Source organism: Lacinutrix mariniflava (genome assembly GCF_001418015.1).
Classification (GTDB): domain Bacteria; phylum Bacteroidota; class Bacteroidia; order Flavobacteriales; family Flavobacteriaceae; genus Lacinutrix; species Lacinutrix mariniflava.
In genome coordinates this window covers 63,414-80,399 of record NZ_LIQG01000026.1, presented here as the reverse complement: position 1 = coordinate 80,399, position 16,986 = coordinate 63,414, and the positions used below count along the sequence as shown (strand labels likewise).

Below are 16,986 nucleotides of genomic sequence, written 5' to 3'. Positions count from 1 at the left end.
ACTACAAATCAAGTTTTAAACTTAACTCTTTTAATTGCGCTGCATCAATTGGAGCAGGAGCATCAATCATAACATCGCGACCAGAATTATTTTTCGGGAATGCAATGAAATCTCTAATGGTTTCTTGTCCGCCAAGAATGGCAACCAATCTATCTAATCCAAAGGCTAAACCACCATGCGGAGGTGCACCATATTCGAAAGCATCCATTAAGAAACCAAACTGCGCTTTAGCATCTTCATCGCTAAAACCTAAGTGTTTTAACATGATAGCTTGTGTTGCTTTATCGTGTATTCTAATAGAACCACCACCGATTTCGTTTCCGTTTAAAACTAAATCGTAAGCGTTCGCTTTAACATCTCCAGGATTAGTGTCTAATAATTCTATTTGACCTGGTTTTGGAGAGGTAAATGGATGGTGCATCGCGTGATAATGTCCAGTCTCTTCGTCTAATTCTAATAATGGGAAATCAATTACCCAAAGCGGAGCAAATACTTTAGGATCTCTAAGTCCTAAACGTGTTGCTAATTCCATACGTAAAGCAGATAATTGTGCACGCACTTTATTAGTTTCTCCGGAAAGTACACATACTAAGTCTCCAGCTTTTGCACCAGTTACTTCAGCCCATTTTGCTAAATCGTCTTGATCGTAGAACTTATCTACAGAAGATTTAAAACTTCCATCGTCATTACAGCGAGAATATATCATGCCTAAAGCACCAACTTGTGGACGCTTTACCCAATCAATTAATTTATCTATTTCTTTTCTTGTATAAGCGTTTCCGCCAGGAACTGCTATACCAACAACTAATTCTGCGCTATTAAAGACACCAAATTCTTTATGCTGTGTCACTTCGTTTAATTCGCCAAATTCCATCCCAAATCTAATATCTGGTTTGTCGTTTCCGTATAAACGCATAGCATCGTCGTAAAGCATTCTTGGGAATTTATCCACTTCAACACCATTTACTTCTTTTAGTAAGTGACGTGTTAATCCTTCAAAAACATTTAAAATATCTTCTTGTTCAACAAAGGCCATTTCACAATCAATTTGTGTAAATTCTGGTTGTCTGTCGGCACGTAAATCTTCATCTCTAAAGCATTTTACAATCTGAAAATATTTATCCATACCACCAACCATAAGCAATTGCTTAAACGTTTGAGGTGATTGTGGTAGTGCGTAAAATTCACCTTCATTCATACGAGAAGGCACTACAAAATCTCTAGCACCTTCTGGTGTAGATTTAATTAAGTAAGGTGTTTCAACTTCAATAAAACCACCATTAGATAAATAGTTTCTAACTTCTTGAGTTACTTTAGCTCTAAAAATAAGACTGTTTTTAACAGGATTACGTCTAATATCTAAGTAACGATACTTCATTCTAATATCCTCTCCACCATCAGTTTTATCTTCAATAGTAAAAGGAGGTAGTAATGCTTCGTTTAAGATGTTAAGTTCTGAAACTAAAATTTCAATATCACCAGTTGCAAGGTTAGGGTTTTTTGAAGCACGCTCAATAACAGTACCTTTTACTTGTATAACAAACTCACGACCTAATTTTTGCGCTTTCTCAAGCATGTCTTTAGAGGTGCGTTCTTCATCGAAAACAAGTTGCGTAATACCATAACGGTCGCGTAAATCTACCCAAACAATAAAACCTTTATCTCTTGATTTTTGAACCCAACCAGATAAGGTTACTTCTGTGTTTATATGTGATGCAGTTAATTCACCGCAATTATGACTTCTGTACATAGTGTGTTTTTATAAGTTGCAAAAATAAAAAATCCGAAGCAAAGACTTCGGATTTTTTTGTTTAAATAGTTTGTGCTATTTATATAAAATAAGAGGTTAGTCTTCAATTACAGTTTCAATAGCTATTATTTCTTCTTTTTCTTCTGAAGAAAATTTACTCTTCAACCACATTTTTAATTTTACAGACAAGAAAAACAATATTGGTACTACAATTAATGTTAAGAAAGTAGCGATTAGTAAACCATATATTACTGTCCAAGCTAGTGGTCCCCAAAAGACAACGTTATCTCCTCCCATATAAATATTTGGGTTGAAGTCTGCAAACAGTGTAAAGAAGTTAATGTTTAAACCAATAGCTAAAGGAATTAAACCAAAAATGGTAGTAATTGCTGTTAGTAAAACGGGTCTTAAACGTGCTTTTCCTGCTTTTACAATGCTTTCAAATAGATCTTGGTTAGATAAGTAATCTTCTTTTTCTAAATCTAATTCTGCTTTCTTTCTATCTATAAGCAATTGTGCATAATCTAAAAGTACCACACCGTTGTTTACAACAATACCTGCAAGCGATATAATACCAACCATTGTCATCATGATAACGAAGGCACTTCCTGAAATTACAATACCACCAAATACACCAATAAAACTAAGGAAAATAGCAATCATGATTATTGTTGGTTTAGAAACTGAATTAAATTGAAATATTAAGATGAAAAATATTAAACCTAATCCTGTAAAGAATGCACCGACCAAAAAGAGCATTTGTTTGTTTTGTTCTTCAATTTGACCTGTGTAATCAATTTTAATATTGGTTGGTAAACCTTCATAAGCTTTCATTTCGTTTTGAATTTGGCTTACTATGGCTGCTGCATCTGTAAAACCAGGAGATAAAGCAGAATACACCGTTACAACACGTTTGGTGTCTTTATGCTTAATAGCACTAAAACCTGAGTTGTTTTCGTATTTTGTAACAGCAGAAACAGGGACACTTTTTACTTGTCCAGTATTATCTCTAAACGTAATGTTTTGATTAAATAATGCACTTTTATTATATCTATTTTCTTCATTAAAGCGAACGTAAATATCGAAATCGTCACCACCTTCTTTGTAAACTCCAGCTTTAGACCCAAAGATAGAACTACGCAATTGTTGCCCAACTTGAGCCGCACTAATACCTAATTCACCTGCTTTTTCTCTATCGATAGTAACTCGCATTGTAGGCTTATCTTTATTAACATCAATTTTAAGCTCATCGATACCAGCAATATTTTTGGTATTTATAAACTCACGCATGGTTTCGGCAGTTGCAATAAGCTCGTTATAATCGTCGCCTTCAATTTCAATATTAATTGGAGAACCAGCAGGTGGGCCATTAGCATCTTTTTCAACAGAGATTAAAACACCTGGATAAATACCAACTAATGCGGCTTGTACTTCTTGGCGAAGTAACTCACTATCTTCTCCGCGTCTAAATTTAAACTCACGCATGGATGCTGTAATTTTACCTTTGTGAGGCATTTCGGCAGCAGATCCACCATCAGTTTGCGGGTTTCCTGCACCTTCACCAACTTGTGAGACTGTACTTTCTACTAAAAAGTTCTCGCCCTCAAATATGTATTTTTCTTGGTTTACAACTGTAAAGACACGTTTTTCAATTTCTTTAGTAATAGCATTTGTTTTCTCGATTGCAGTTCCCTGAGGATACTCGATATAAACAATAATTTGATTTGGTTTGTTATCTGGAAAAAACTCAACCTTAGTTCTTTTAGCGCTTAATGACATACCAAAAGCGATAAACGAAGCAATTAGTAGTAAAAAGGTACCAATACTTAAAATGTAAGGTCTCCAACCAGAAAGTGCACCACGTAATTGACGCTCATACCAGTTTTCTAAATTTACCAATGCTTTATTCTGGAAGCTATTTGCCCATTTACGAATAAAGAAACGGTAAGCCCAAAGCATAATCGCAGTAAAAATCATTACTGTACCTAAACCTTTGTAAGTGCCACCAAATAATAGAATAAGTACACCAATAGCACCAACTATTATTGTTGTTCTAATAATTTGCTTTAAAGGCATGTCTTTATCTTCAATAGTCATGAAATTAGAGACCAATACGGAGTTGAAAAAGATGGCTACAAATAATGAAGATCCTAATACTACAGATAATGTTATTGGTAGAATTTTCATAAACTCTCCCATAATTCCTGGCCAGAATGCTAAAGGTGTAAAGGCTGCAACAGTTGTTGCTGTAGAAATAATAATAGGAAAAGCAATTTCACCAATACCTTTTTTAGCAGCTTCAATTCTACCCATACCTTCGTCTTCCATTAAACGATAGACGTTTTCTACAACTACAATACCGTTATCTACAAGCATACCAAGTCCCATAATAAGACCAAAAAGTACCATTGTATTTAAACTTTGTCCAAGTAATTCTAATATCATAAGTGACATAAACATGGACATTGGAATAGCAAAACCAACAAATAGGGCGTTTTTAAATCCTAAAAAGAACATTAAAACAGTGACTACTAAGATAACACCAAAAATAATGTTGTTTACTAAGTCGTCTACTTGACCAATAGTTTTTGAAGATTGATCGTTAGTAATTGTTACTTTTAAATCTGGAGGAAACACATTAGCAATAGCGTCTTCAACAATAACCTGAATTTGTTCTGCTGCAGCAACCATGTTTTTACCAGCACGTTTTTTTACGTCCAGCATAACTACAGGTTCTCCGTATTCTCTTGCAAATGTTGTTTTGTCTTCTTCATGAAATGTAACAGTTGCAATATCCTTTAAGTAAATAGATTTTCCTTTTTCAGATTTAACCACAAAATTTTCTAATTCTGAAGGTTTTTCAATTTCACCTAAAATTCTAATGGTACGTCTTTGTCCGCTAGCTTTTAAATTACCTGCAGACATCGTTAAGTTTCCATTATTAATGGCTCCTGTAATATCATTAAAAGTAACTTGTGCTGCCATCATTTTATAGATATCTACAGCAACTTCGACTTCTTTTTCTTGTGCTCCACGAATATCTGCTTTCTTAATTTCCTGTAAATCTTCAATGTCATCTTGAAGGTATTCAGCAAAATCTTTTAATTTTTGAATAGGATAATCTCCTGAAATATTAATGTTCAGGATTGGCATTTCTTCAGATAAACTTAATTCAAATACATCAGGTTCTACTTTAGCACCATTAAAAGTTGGCCAATCTTCGCCAGACGTTTCTGTATCTATTTCGTCTTTAACCTTTTGTTTTGCTTGATCTACGGTAATACCCTCATCAAACTCAACAATTAACATCGAGTAATCTTCTTGAGATGTTGAGGTAATCTCTACAACATTACTTACTGTTTTTAGTTTGTCTTCTAATGGATCTGTTATTAGTTTTTCAATATCCTCTGCGGTGTTTCCAGGATAAATAGAACTAACATAAATTTTAGTTTCATTTACTTCGGGAAAATTTTCTCTTGGCATACTAAAGAAAGCTGCAATACCTAAATAAAAGATAACAGCAATTAGCACATACATTGTGGTTTTGTTGTTAATTGCCCACGATGATAAACCAAATTCTTTTTCGACTTGTTTTTTCTTTTTAGTCATGCTTAGTAGTTTATTACTTTAACCGTTTGTCCGTCTTTAACACTACGTGCGCCTTCTAAAATTAGCTCAGCTCCATCTGGTACACCTTCCAAAACTTCGATAACATCACCTTGGGTTTTTCCTGTTTTAATAATGACTTTACTTACTTTACCTTCATCATTATCTTTTTTGTCTTTTACAACATACACGTATTGCTCACCTTCAGCATTTTCAGAAATAATACTTTGTGGAACAAGTATCGCTTTCTCGTTTGTATAATCGTTAATTTTAAGTCTAGCGGTTAAGTTTGGCTTGATACTTTTGTCTTTATTTGGGACTCCAATTTCTACTCTAAATGTTCTGTTTACAGGATTAATTACTGCTCCAGCTTGGCGAATCTCTGTATCAATATTTTTGCCTAAAACAGGGAATTCTACATTAACACTTTTACCTTTTATTACATTAGAAACATAGCTTTCTGGTACATCTGTTTCAATATACATATCGTCTAAATTTACAATTTGCATAAGTGGTGTTTGTCCTGCGCCAACAACACTTCCTTTTTCTGTAATAACATCGTCAATAGTACCGCTAAAAGGCGCTCTTACTGTTGTTTTGTTTATTTGCTGTTGTAATTGGTTGATGGCTTCTTGTTGAGATTGGTAAGATGATTTGGCTTGTAAAAACTGAATTTCACTACCAATTTTTTGGTCCCATAATCTTTTCTGACGCTCGAAAGTTGTTTTTGCTAAGTCAGATTGTATTCTAAATTGGGCTAATTGTTGGCTTAATCCACCATCATCAATTTTAGCTAACACTTGTCCTTTAGAGACACGTTGCCCTTCCTTAACATATACGTTTGTTAGTATTCCATTAAATTCAGGTGTTATAATCAAAAGGTTTTTAGTAGTTACATTTCCTTGTAATTCTAAAACATGATTAAATACTTCTTCCTTTGCTTTAAAAGTGGTGATTAAAGGAATATTTTGTGTTGTGTCTAATGTCTTAATTCGGTTGTCTAATAATTTTATTTTAGAGTGAATAACGTCTTGCTCTGCTACTAACTCTGCTCTTTTAGTACGAATACCTTCTAAGTTATTAGTTTCTAAAACCTTTTCGACTGTATTCTTTTTGTTTCCTCCACAAGAAGCTAAAAGAAGTGTTACGATTAATACTGAAAATATATGTTTCATTTTGATAGTGTTTTTTCGGTTGGATTATTTTGTTGGTATGTTGTTTAAAACAGTTTCTAACGCTGCTTTTTTATTAATGACATCAAGCATGGTTTGTAATAACTCGTTTTGTGCCGAGTATAGTTGTGTTTGTGCTTGACGTAATTCGAAACTAGAACCAATACCTTCAAAAAACTTGGTTTGATTCTTTTTTTCAATACGTTCTGCTAATGCTAAATTATCTTTTTTGTTATCGTATTCTTCGATAGCAAATTGATACTCGCTTTTAGCGGCAGCTATTTGAAGTTTTAATTGTTGTTCGGTTTCTTTTAAATTATTTTCAGCAATATTTAAATTTATTTTGGCACGTTGTGTTCTTGCGCTTTGCAAACCAACACCAAAAATAGGTATGGTAATTCTTGCTCCAAAATTTGCTGTTCCAACCCATTGTTGGTTGTTGTTTAAAAAAGTGAATTTTTGACTGTTACCTAAATAACCGCCATTTATAAACGCGCCAATAGTTGGTAATGCCTTACTTTTTTCAAGTTTTACTAAAAGCTCTTTAGAACGTTTGTCGTTATCTGCTATTTTAAAATCTATTGTATTTTTAACGTCATCGGTAGCCTCTAATAAGTTTAGAGTTATGTTTTGTTCGGCTAAAGAATCTAAGCTATCGGTTGTTGTTATTGGATCGTTAATATCTTTTCCAATAGCAATGTTTAGCATTTTGTTACCAACACTTTTAAGTCTAATAACATTATTAAGGTTACTTTTTACACCCGAAAGTGTAATTTTAAGCTGCTCTACACTTTCTTCTTCTTCTAAACCATTTTCAAAAATCTTAGTAGTATCACTTAAATTTTTTTCGAGAATGCTAATGTTTTTCTCTAAAATAGAGATGCTTTCTTTTGTAAGTAAAACATTTCCATAGGCATTAATTACTCCTTTTCTAATGTCAAGATCTGTTTTTTCTTTACTGTTTTTAGAAATCTCTAGGAATACTTTTGAAGCTTGAAGTCCAACTAAATAAGAGCCATCAAAAATTAATTGATTTATAGTTGCGCTTGCATTTATAGATTGTTTAGCCCCAAAGTCTATAAAACCATTATTATCAAAATCTACTGGTTCTTGAAACTGTTGTTTAATATTATTAATGTAATCTATAGTTGCTCCTAATTGAGGTAAGCCAGTAGCGATAGTTTCCCATTGTTGCGCTTTGGCGGCATCAATGTTTAACGTCGCATTTTTTGCTTGTCGGTTATTTTCTAATGCATAGTCAATGGCTTCTTGTAAAGAAAACTCGGTTTTCGTTTCTTGGGCGAAAGTAATTGAGCTAATAATTAAACTAAATAATATGAGTATTTTTCTCATTAGTTAAGGTTGTGTTTGTTAGTAAATTTATCTAATGTTTGTAAGCCTTTTTCATTACAAATAGCTCTTAGGTGGTATTCTAAGTAGCTTTCTGTTAAATATTCCATTGTAAATAATTTTGATGGAAAAATGTTTTTATCTTTTATTCCAGACATACCATTAAAGTACATTCGGGAAATAAAATCTACATCAATGTTTTTTCTAAATAAACCAGTATCTACACCTTTTTGCATGCTGTTTTTTACAGACACGTGCATTTTTTCAAATTGTTTAAATTGAAGTTGTTGGTGTATTTGTGGATAGTATTTTTTTAATTGAAATTGAGGCGAGGTTTTTTCGTCTTTTAAATATTTCATTACAAACATTTTAATATCGTATAATTCCTCAATAGGGTTGTGCGATGCATTGCAAATACAGTCTATGCCGTCACATATGTTATTAAACATGTTAAGTGTGGTTGCTTCAACTAATTTTGTTTTATTATCAAAATGTTGGTAAATTGTTTTTTTTGATATGCCCAAGCCATTTGCTATATCATCCATAGTAACGCTCTTAAAACCAAGGGTTAAGAATAGTTCGGCAGATTTATGTATAATTTTTTCTCTCATAATTTTGTGCAAATATACACATGGAAACTTTAAAAACAATAAAAGTTTCCAAGGTTTTATAAATTTCTTGATATAGATTTTCTAATGCGTCAATTTATTTAGCTTTTTGCATTATTTTTGCGCTATGCAAAACACTCAAGATTACCAAGGCGCATTTTTAGACTATTTAGGAACGTTTTCTAAAGTTCGTGAGCCTAAAAATTTATACGAGCCCATTAATTATATTCTAAAACTAGGAGGTAAGCGTTTACGTCCTGTTTTAACTTTAATGAGCGCAGAGATTTTTAATTGCGATTATAAAAAGGCTTTAGATGCAGCATTGAGTATTGAAGTGTTTCATAATTTTTCGTTAGTTCATGATGATATTATGGATGCTGCTCCTTTAAGAAGAGGCGAACAAACCGTTCACGAAAAATGGGATACTAACACAGGTATTCTTTCTGGAGATGCTATGCTTATTATGGCTTACCAGCTGTTCGAGAATTATGAGCCTGAAACATTTCAAGCTTTAGCTAAATTGTTTAGTAAAACAGCATTAGAAGTTTGCGAAGGCCAACAATACGATGTAGATTTTGAAACTAGAGACGATGTTACCATTCCGGAGTATTTAAAGATGATTGAATACAAAACGGCCGTTTTGGTAGGTGCAGCCATGAAAATGGGTGCTATTGTTGCAAATGCTTCAGATGATGACCAGAATGGAATTTACGAATTTGGCCGTTTATTAGGTATCGCATTTCAGTTGCAAGACGATTATTTAGATGCTTTTGGTAATCCAGAAACGTTTGGAAAGCAGGTTGGTGGTGATATTATTGAAAATAAAAAAACCTATTTATATTTAAAAGCTTTAGATTTTTTAAATGCTTCGGAAAGTAATCAATTAGAACAATTGTTCTCTGTTAGTTTAGAAGACAACGTTGAGAAAATAAATACTGTAAAACAATTTTTTGTTAAGAGTGGTTCTGCGGAAGCAACCCAAAAGGAAATTGAAAGTTATACAACTAAAGCATTTACGGTTTTAGAAGCTTTAAATATTTCTGAAGATAAAAAAGAAATTTTAAAAGCGTTTGGTAGCTCACTTATGACAAGAAAAGTATAACCATGAAATTACCAGCTAACTTTGAAGCTTTAATTCAAGAAGCAAATCAATTAGATTTATATAAAAAGTTAATCCATCAATTAAATAAAGATTTCTTGTATGCTAATATAGATTTAGATTTTGAGGAAGATATTCTGCCTTCAAGTTTAAAAGTAATGCTGCATGAAACGGTATACAAACTCATTCAAGAAAAATTTAACGAATATCTTAATGTGCTCTATATAATAGATGTTGCAGAGGATAAGGTTAAAGCTTTAAATGGTGATGATACCGTTGAACTAGCTGCTCAAGTTTCGTTTTTAATATTGAAACGAGAATGGCAAAAGGTTTGGTTTAGGAATAAATATTCTTAAAAGTACACTCTAATAAAAGGAGCCCAAGCATTAGCATAAATACTTTTGTTGTCATCATAAAGTAAATCGTAGCGCACACCAATTGTAATATTATTGGTTCTATAACCAGCGCCAACAAAAAAGGCAGGAATCCAATAGCTATCGTCTATAATAGCTGGGTTGTCAAAGTTTCGGCTTACATGATTTTGTTCAAATTCGCCAGATAATTGAATCTCTCTAATAGGGTTGTACAAACTAATGATACTCCCACCAAAAACAGTGGATTTAGCGATGTTTTTCTGACTGTAATATGTGCCACTTAATCCTAGACCCAAAGAGAATTGTGAATCAAAATCGTAAATAGCACTTGGTGATAAAGTAGCACTAAAAATATTATTACCTGTGCTTAATCCTAAACCACCTCCAAAACGGACATGTTCCCAAAAATCACTTTTTTGCTCAATACTCTGAGCTGAAATTGTAGAAAAAATAAAGAATAAAAGGGAGGACAAGACAATAGCTTTTGTAAAAGAGTGTGCTTTTAAAATCATAGAAATTATATTAGATTGTTAAGAAAGACATAAATATAAGAAAAGCATAGCTATTTTTAGAGAAAGTTGTATTTTTGATAAAATTTGTTGAAGCGAACACGACTTATACCTAATAATGGATAAATATTCCTTTTTAAACGCAGCACATACAGCATACTTTGCTGATTTATACGAACAATATCAAGTAAACCCTGATTCTATAGAACCAAGTTGGAGAGCCTTTTTTCAAGGTTACGACTTTGGTAGTGAGAATTATGGCATGGATGGAGACATTGTAGAAAGTGTTTCTACACAAATCCCAGAACATGTTCAAAAAGAATTTCAAGTAGTAAAATTAATCGATGGTTATAGAAATCGAGGACATTTATTTACAAAAACCAATCCTGTTCGCGCACGTAGAAAATACGCGCCGACTTTAGAGATTGAAAACTTTGGTTTAACAACCCAAGATCTTAATACGACTTTTAATGCTGGTGATACTTTAGGCTTAGGGCCGCAAACACTTCAGCAAATAATAGATCATTTAGAAAGTATTTATTGCGATTCTATTGGTGTGGAGTACATGTATATAAGAAAGCCAGAGGAAATACAATGGATTCAAACCAAGCTGAATATTAATGATAATCAGCCAAAGTTTTCTTCAGATCAGAAAAAACATATCCTTAAAAAACTTAACGAAGCAGTATCTTTCGAGAGTTTCTTGCATACAAAATATGTTGGGCAAAAGCGTTTTTCTCTAGAAGGAGGAGAAGCTTTAATCCCAGCTTTAGATGCTGTAATTGAAAAAGCGGCAGATTTAGGAGTTGAGGAGTTTATAATGGGAATGGCTCATAGAGGTCGTTTAAGTACATTAACAAACATCTTTGGTAAAAGTGCAAAAGATATCTTTAGCGAATTTGATGGTAAAGATTACGAAGAAAAAGTATTTGATGGTGATGTGAAATACCATTTAGGGTGGACCAGTAAAAGAAAGTCTGACTCTGGAAAAGTAATAAGATTAAGTATTGCTCCTAATCCATCTCACTTAGAAACGGTAGGTGCAGTAGTAGAAGGTATTGTTAGAGCAAAACAAGATAGATTTTATAAAGACGACTTTAGTAAAGTATTACCAATAATTGTTCATGGAGATGCTGCAATCGCAGGTCAAGGTTTGGTATACGAATTAGTGCAAATGGCACAACTAGATGGTTATAAAACAAATGGAACTATACACATAGTAGTAAATAATCAAGTTGGTTTTACTACAAATTATTTAGATGCCAGATCTAGTACATATTGTACAGATGTGGGTAAAGTTACCTTATCTCCAGTGTTACACGTTAATGCAGACGATGCAGAAGCTGTAGTTCATGCCACATTATTTGCCTTAGATTTTAGAATGACTTTTAAGCGTGACGTATTTATAGACATGTTAGGTTATAGAAAATATGGACATAATGAAGGAGATGAGCCACGTTTTACACAACCAAAATTATACAAAGCGATAGCAAAACATGCTAATCCAAGAAATATATATGCAGAAAAATTAATTGCTGAAGGCGTAATTGGTAAAGACCATGTCAAGCAATTAGAAAAAGCATATAAAGATAGTCTAGAAGAAAAACTAGACGCTTCAAGAAAAGAAGATAAAACAGTCATTACTCCATTTATGGAAGCAACGTGGGAAGGTTTTACACGTGTTGATGAGGTGGAAATGATGAAAACAGTAGACACCAAAGTTTCTAAGGAGAACTTGGCAGATATTACTAAAGTAATTTCAAATTTACCAAAAGACAAAAAGTTTATTCGTAAAATCGAAAGACTAATTAAGTCTCGCCAAACCATGTTCGATGATAACCAATTAGATTGGGCTATGGCAGAACATTTGGCTTATGGATCACTTTTAACAGAAGGTTACGATGTTAGAATTTCAGGTCAAGATGTAGAACGTGGTACGTTTTCTCATAGACATGCTGTTGTAAAGGTTGAAGACAGTGAAGAAGAGATTATTCTACACAATAATATAAGTAAAACTCAAGGACAATTTCATATTTATAACTCATTATTATCAGAATATGGAGTTGTAGGTTTCGATTATGGTTATGCTATGGCAAGCCCTAAAACATTAACAATCTGGGAAGCACAGTTTGGAGATTTTAGTAATGGTGCTCAAATCATGCTAGATCAATATATCTCTGCTGCAGAAGATAAATGGAAGCTACAAAACGGATTAGTAATGTTATTACCTCATGGTTATGAAAACCAAGGAGCAGAACATTCTTCGGCTAGAATGGAACGTTACTTGCAATTATGTGCAAAAGATAATATGTACGTTGCAGATTGTACAACACCAGAAAATATGTTCCATTTGTTACGTAGACAAATGAAATCTAATTTTAGAAAACCTTTAATAGTATTTACGCCAAAGAGTTTATTACGCCATCCTAAATGTGTGTCTACAGTAGATTCTTTTGCAAATGGAAGTTTTCAAACAGTTATAGATGATGTTGAAGCAAAAGCTGATAAAGTAAAAACATTAATATTCGTAACAGGTAAGTTTTATTACGATTTAGATGAGACACGTGACGAACTTAAACGTGACGATGTTGCTATTGTTAGGGTAGAGCAATTGTTTCCATTACCAGCAGAAGAAATGCGTAAAGCATTAAAAAAATATAGTAAAGCAGACGATATTGTTTGGGCGCAAGAAGAACCAAGAAATATGGGAGCTTATGCACATATGTTGATGCATTTTGATGAAGCTAAAACGTTTAGAGCTGCATCAAGACGTTCTTATGGAGCGCCGTCTGCAGGAAGTTCTGTGCGATCAAAAAAACGTCATCAAGAGGTTATTGATTTCGTGTTTGATAAAACAAAAAATAACCAGCGTTAAGCATAAATTATAATATTATGAAAAAAATTGTATTAATTGTAATAGCAGTATTAAGCTTCTCTTTAGGATTTGCTCAAACTGAAAAATCAAATTATAAAACAGTAATTTCAGATTTCCAAACACATTATAATAATGGAGATTTTGAGAGTGTTTATAATATGTTTAATGCAAATTTTCAAAAGACATTAACGTTAGAAAAAACAAAGGCGTTTTTTAAAACAAATATTAATGCTGAAGCTTTAGGTAATATAAAAGCAGTAGCATTAAAAGAGATTATTAGAACAGGACACAACTACGAAGTAACTTTCGAGAACGGAGTAGGAGAAGCTTTTTTTCTTTTAGATGACAATAATAAAATTAGTGGTTTACAAATGTATCCACCAAAAAAATAAGACAACAATAAAAACAGTAAGAAGACATTATAGCAAAATTACAGAAGTTTGATTTAGATTGAACAAATTAAAGTTTTGAATTAGTAGTAAGAATAAAAGTTGATATGACAAAAAAACAATAATTTTCCTATGTGGGGAGGAAATAAATGGACAAAATCAATGTTTAAGAAACATTGGGGAATCCTTTCTTTAATTATTGTTGGATGCATTCTAATCGTTATTACTACAAATAGTTCTATATAAAAGATAAAAGATTATGATTTTAGAAATGAAAGTACCTTCGCCAGGCGAATCTATTACAGAAGTTGAAATAGCAGAATGGTTAGTTCAAGATGGTGATTATGTAGAAAAAGATCAAGCTATTGCAGAAGTAGATAGCGATAAAGCAACTTTAGAGTTACCAGCTGAAGCCAGCGGAACAATTACTTTGAAAGCTGAAGAAGGTGATGCCGTGCAAGTAGGAGCAATTGTTTGTTTAATAGATACAGGCGCTGCTAAACCAGAAGGTTCTTCTGATGCACCAAAAACTGAGGAAAAAACAGAAGCTCCAAAAGCAACTGTAGAAGCTCCAAAAGTGACTGAAACTAAAACGTATGCAACTGGAACAGCTAGTCCTGCAGCAAAAAAGATTTTAGCAGAAAAAGGAATGGACGCAAGTACAATTTCTGGTTCTGGAAAATCTGGACGTATAACTAAAGATGATGCTGTAAATGCAGTACCATCTATGGGAACTCCAACTGGTGGTAATCGTGGATCTTCAAATTCTAAAATGTCTATGCTACGTCGTAAAGTAGCAGAACGTTTAGTTGAAGCAAAAAACACAACAGCAATGTTAACTACTTTTAACGAAGTAGATATGTCTCCAATTTTTGCGCTTAGAAAAGAGTATAAAGAAACGTTTAAAGCAAAACATGGTGTTGGTTTAGGGTTTATGTCTTTCTTCTCATTAGCTATCGTTCGTGCATTACAAATGTATCCAGCAGTTAATTCTATGATAGATGGAAAGGAAATGAAAACTTTCGATTTTGTAGATATTAGTATCGCTGTTTCTGGTCCAAAAGGATTAATGGTTCCTGTAATTAGAAATGCTGAAAACTTAACGTTTAGAGGTATAGAATCAGAAGTAAAACGTTTAGCGCTTAGAGCTAGAGACGGACAAATAACTATAGATGAAATGACGGGTGGAACCTTTACTATTACCAATGGTGGTGTATTTGGTTCGATGTTATCAACTCCAATTATTAACCCACCACAAAGTGGAATATTAGGGATGCACAATATTGTTGATCGTCCTGTAGCTATAGATGGACATGTTGAGATTAGACCAATCATGTTTGTAGCTTTATCTTACGATCACAGAATAATTGATGGTAAAGAGAGTGTTGGTTTCTTGGTAGCTGTTAAAGAGGCGTTAGAAAACCCAATAGAGATATTAATGGACAATGATGTTAAGAGAGCTTTAGAGCTTTAATAATACAAGTTATATAAATAAAAAAAGGCATTCTACTAATAGAGAACCTTTTTTATTTATAAAATTAATAATTTCTAATTAATAAAAACGGTAACTATGTTAACGCATATTAGAACTACAGCAATAACAATTATGCCAATAATAAATTTATTACTTTTTGTATTATTTATTTCTTCCATAAATAGTTTTTTTAAAGTAAAAACTCTGCACCTTTTACAATACAGAGTTTTTTTTAATTAATTCTTCCCTTAAAAATCAATTAATAGCTTTATCAAGATAGCTTGAATTAACGTAAAAAAAAATACGTAGAACTACGTATTTTTTTCAAAGTAAAAATTATAGCGAAAACCTTGTTAAGCTATGCCTTTATTGAGGTTATAGTGTTTATGGCTACTTTGGTATTTATTTTTCACACTTTATTATCGAAGTTTGAAACGCGAGTCTAGGGCCTAATTACCTTTTTTATTTGAAAATTGTGGAGTATGCTAGTAGTCGAAGTGACGGCGATATATATATAATAGTTAAAGGTATAAAAAAGAGAAGCTCTACATTAGGTTATAATGTAGAGCTTTGGTTTCTCCTATAGTCATTGATTAATAGCATTATAAAGATAGGCTGAATATTCGGTTTAAAAAATACGTAGAACTACGTATTTTTTCTAAATCTACTATAATCTTCAAACGTTACATTTATTAGTGTTTAATGAGGTTAACGATGATTCTATTTGTTTTTAAACTTTTTTTGTAAAGTTTATTTTATAATTAAGAACGCGAGTTTAAGTCATTTCCATTTTGTTTTTCATAAAATAACTAGGAATCTAATTAATAAGAAAAGAAGTAGATGTAAGTTTTAGAAAATGATAAAAAAAGAAAAGCTCTACATTATAATATAATGTAGAGCTTGAAACTCTCTTATAGGTAATTGATTAATAGCCTTGTAAAGGTAATTCGAATAAACGAAAAAAAAAATACGTAGAACTACGTATTTTTTTTGACTTCAAATTTTTATAAATTTTGCTTTCAGGTCTTGCTAGTGCTCTTTAGTTCTGGTTTTGTCGCTGCTCAATTATTATTTTAGAGCGTTTTGTTTTTAGATAAATACATTGCAAATGTTATTTGAAACAAAACTAAAATAAATCTTTATTCAAGTTGGCCCAAAGCATTAAAGCATTATGAGATTTCTGAAGCTTTAATTTCTTTACAATATTACTTCTGTGTTTTTCTATTGTGCGTATAGAGCTTTGTAAAGTGTCTGAAATTTCTTGATTAGATTTGTTTTTAGATAATAATCTAACAATTTTCAGCTCCGTTTTAGTAAGTAAATCTTTAATGTGAGCATTAGAGTATTTTATTTTGGAGTTTAAATAAGAAGCTATTTCTTCACTAAAATATTTTTCATTTTTTATTACATGACCAATGCATATTTCAATTTCTTCAATTGCAAATTCTTTTAGAATATAACCATAAACATTAAAGGCTCTAGCTTTATCAAAGAGTTCTTCTTCATTATCGAAAGTAATTAAAATTACTTTTGTGTTTAACTCATGTTTTTGACATTGTTCCGCAACATCTAAACCTGTTAAATAGGGCATTCTTATATCTAGTACGGCAATGTCCGGCTTATGCTTAATAATAAGGTTGTATGCAACTTGACCATCTTCAGCTTTGCCTAAAATATTATAACCTTTTGAAGATAAAAAATCACTTAAACCACGTAGCATTAATGGATGGTCGTCTGCAATAACAATAGAGGTACTCATAATTAAAGGGAATTTTTTACT

The 16,986-nt window shown here is 32.4% G+C and carries 12 protein-coding genes; 5 read left to right on the top strand and 7 right to left on the bottom strand.

Annotated elements, in window-relative coordinates; genetic code table 11:
* Position 1: 1 nt before the first annotated feature.
* The 5 genes from aspS to ASC44_RS07390 all read right to left on the bottom strand — a co-directional run bounded on the left by aspS (position 2) and on the right by ASC44_RS07390 (position 8,489).
* Positions 2-1,750, bottom strand: a complete 1,749-nt coding sequence (gene aspS, locus ASC44_RS07410) for an aspartate--tRNA ligase (RefSeq protein ID WP_055446979.1) — start codon at positions 1,748-1,750, stop codon at positions 2-4.
* 96 nt (positions 1,751-1,846) lie between these two features.
* Positions 1,847-5,359, bottom strand: a complete 3,513-nt coding sequence (locus tag ASC44_RS07405) for an efflux RND transporter permease subunit (protein ID WP_055446978.1) — start codon at positions 5,357-5,359, stop codon at positions 1,847-1,849.
* A gap of 2 nt (positions 5,360-5,361) precedes the next feature.
* Positions 5,362-6,531, bottom strand: coding sequence for an efflux RND transporter periplasmic adaptor subunit (locus ASC44_RS07400; protein WP_055446977.1), 1,170 nt, complete (start codon positions 6,529-6,531; stop codon positions 5,362-5,364).
* Between the two features lie 24 nt (positions 6,532-6,555).
* A complete protein-coding gene (locus tag ASC44_RS07395; protein ID WP_055446976.1) occupies positions 6,556-7,881 on the bottom strand; it encodes a TolC family protein in 1,326 nt (441 codons plus the stop codon).
* Positions 7,881-8,489: a TetR/AcrR family transcriptional regulator gene (locus ASC44_RS07390; RefSeq protein ID WP_055446975.1), complete on the bottom strand. Its 609-nt coding sequence runs from the start codon at positions 8,487-8,489 to the stop codon at positions 7,881-7,883. The genes ASC44_RS07395 and ASC44_RS07390 overlap by 1 nt, the downstream gene beginning before the upstream one ends.
* Before the next feature lie 124 nt (positions 8,490-8,613).
* Here ASC44_RS07390 and ASC44_RS07385 point away from each other — a divergent pair, with 124 nt between their 5' ends.
* Together ASC44_RS07385 and ASC44_RS07380 are read left to right on the top strand one after the other, a co-directional pair.
* On the top strand, positions 8,614-9,588 hold the full coding sequence (locus ASC44_RS07385) for a polyprenyl synthetase family protein (protein WP_055446974.1): 975 nt from the start codon (positions 8,614-8,616) through the stop codon (positions 9,586-9,588).
* 2 nt (positions 9,589-9,590) lie between these two features.
* Entirely contained in the window at positions 9,591-9,941 is a 351-nt protein-coding gene (locus ASC44_RS07380) for a hypothetical protein (RefSeq protein WP_055446973.1), read from the top strand.
* On the opposite strand, the gene ASC44_RS07375 is transcribed toward ASC44_RS07380, so the two are convergent.
* A complete protein-coding gene (locus ASC44_RS07375; protein WP_055446972.1) occupies positions 9,938-10,471 on the bottom strand; it encodes a hypothetical protein in 534 nt (177 codons plus the stop codon). The two genes, ASC44_RS07380 and ASC44_RS07375, sit on opposite strands and share 4 nt — an antisense overlap.
* 115 nt (positions 10,472-10,586) lie before the next feature.
* Between ASC44_RS07375 and ASC44_RS07370 the strand changes: the two genes are divergently transcribed.
* The 3 genes from ASC44_RS07370 to odhB all read left to right on the top strand — a co-directional run bounded on the left by ASC44_RS07370 (position 10,587) and on the right by odhB (position 15,206).
* Entirely contained in the window at positions 10,587-13,343 is a 2,757-nt protein-coding gene (locus ASC44_RS07370) for a 2-oxoglutarate dehydrogenase E1 component (RefSeq protein ID WP_055446971.1), read from the top strand.
* A 17-nt stretch (positions 13,344-13,360) separates the two neighbouring features.
* Entirely contained in the window at positions 13,361-13,735 is a 375-nt protein-coding gene (locus ASC44_RS07365) for a DUF3887 domain-containing protein (RefSeq protein WP_055446970.1), read from the top strand.
* Between the two features lie 256 nt (positions 13,736-13,991).
* The gene (gene odhB / locus ASC44_RS07360; protein ID WP_055446969.1) at positions 13,992-15,206 is read left to right on the top strand and encodes a 2-oxoglutarate dehydrogenase complex dihydrolipoyllysine-residue succinyltransferase; all 1,215 of its coding nucleotides are present in this window, start codon (positions 13,992-13,994) and stop codon (positions 15,204-15,206) included.
* Between the two features lie 1,126 nt (positions 15,207-16,332).
* Here the strand turns inward: odhB and ASC44_RS07355 are convergent.
* A complete protein-coding gene (locus ASC44_RS07355; RefSeq protein ID WP_055446968.1) occupies positions 16,333-16,965 on the bottom strand; it encodes a response regulator in 633 nt (210 codons plus the stop codon).
* Positions 16,966-16,986: the final 21 nt, after the last annotated feature.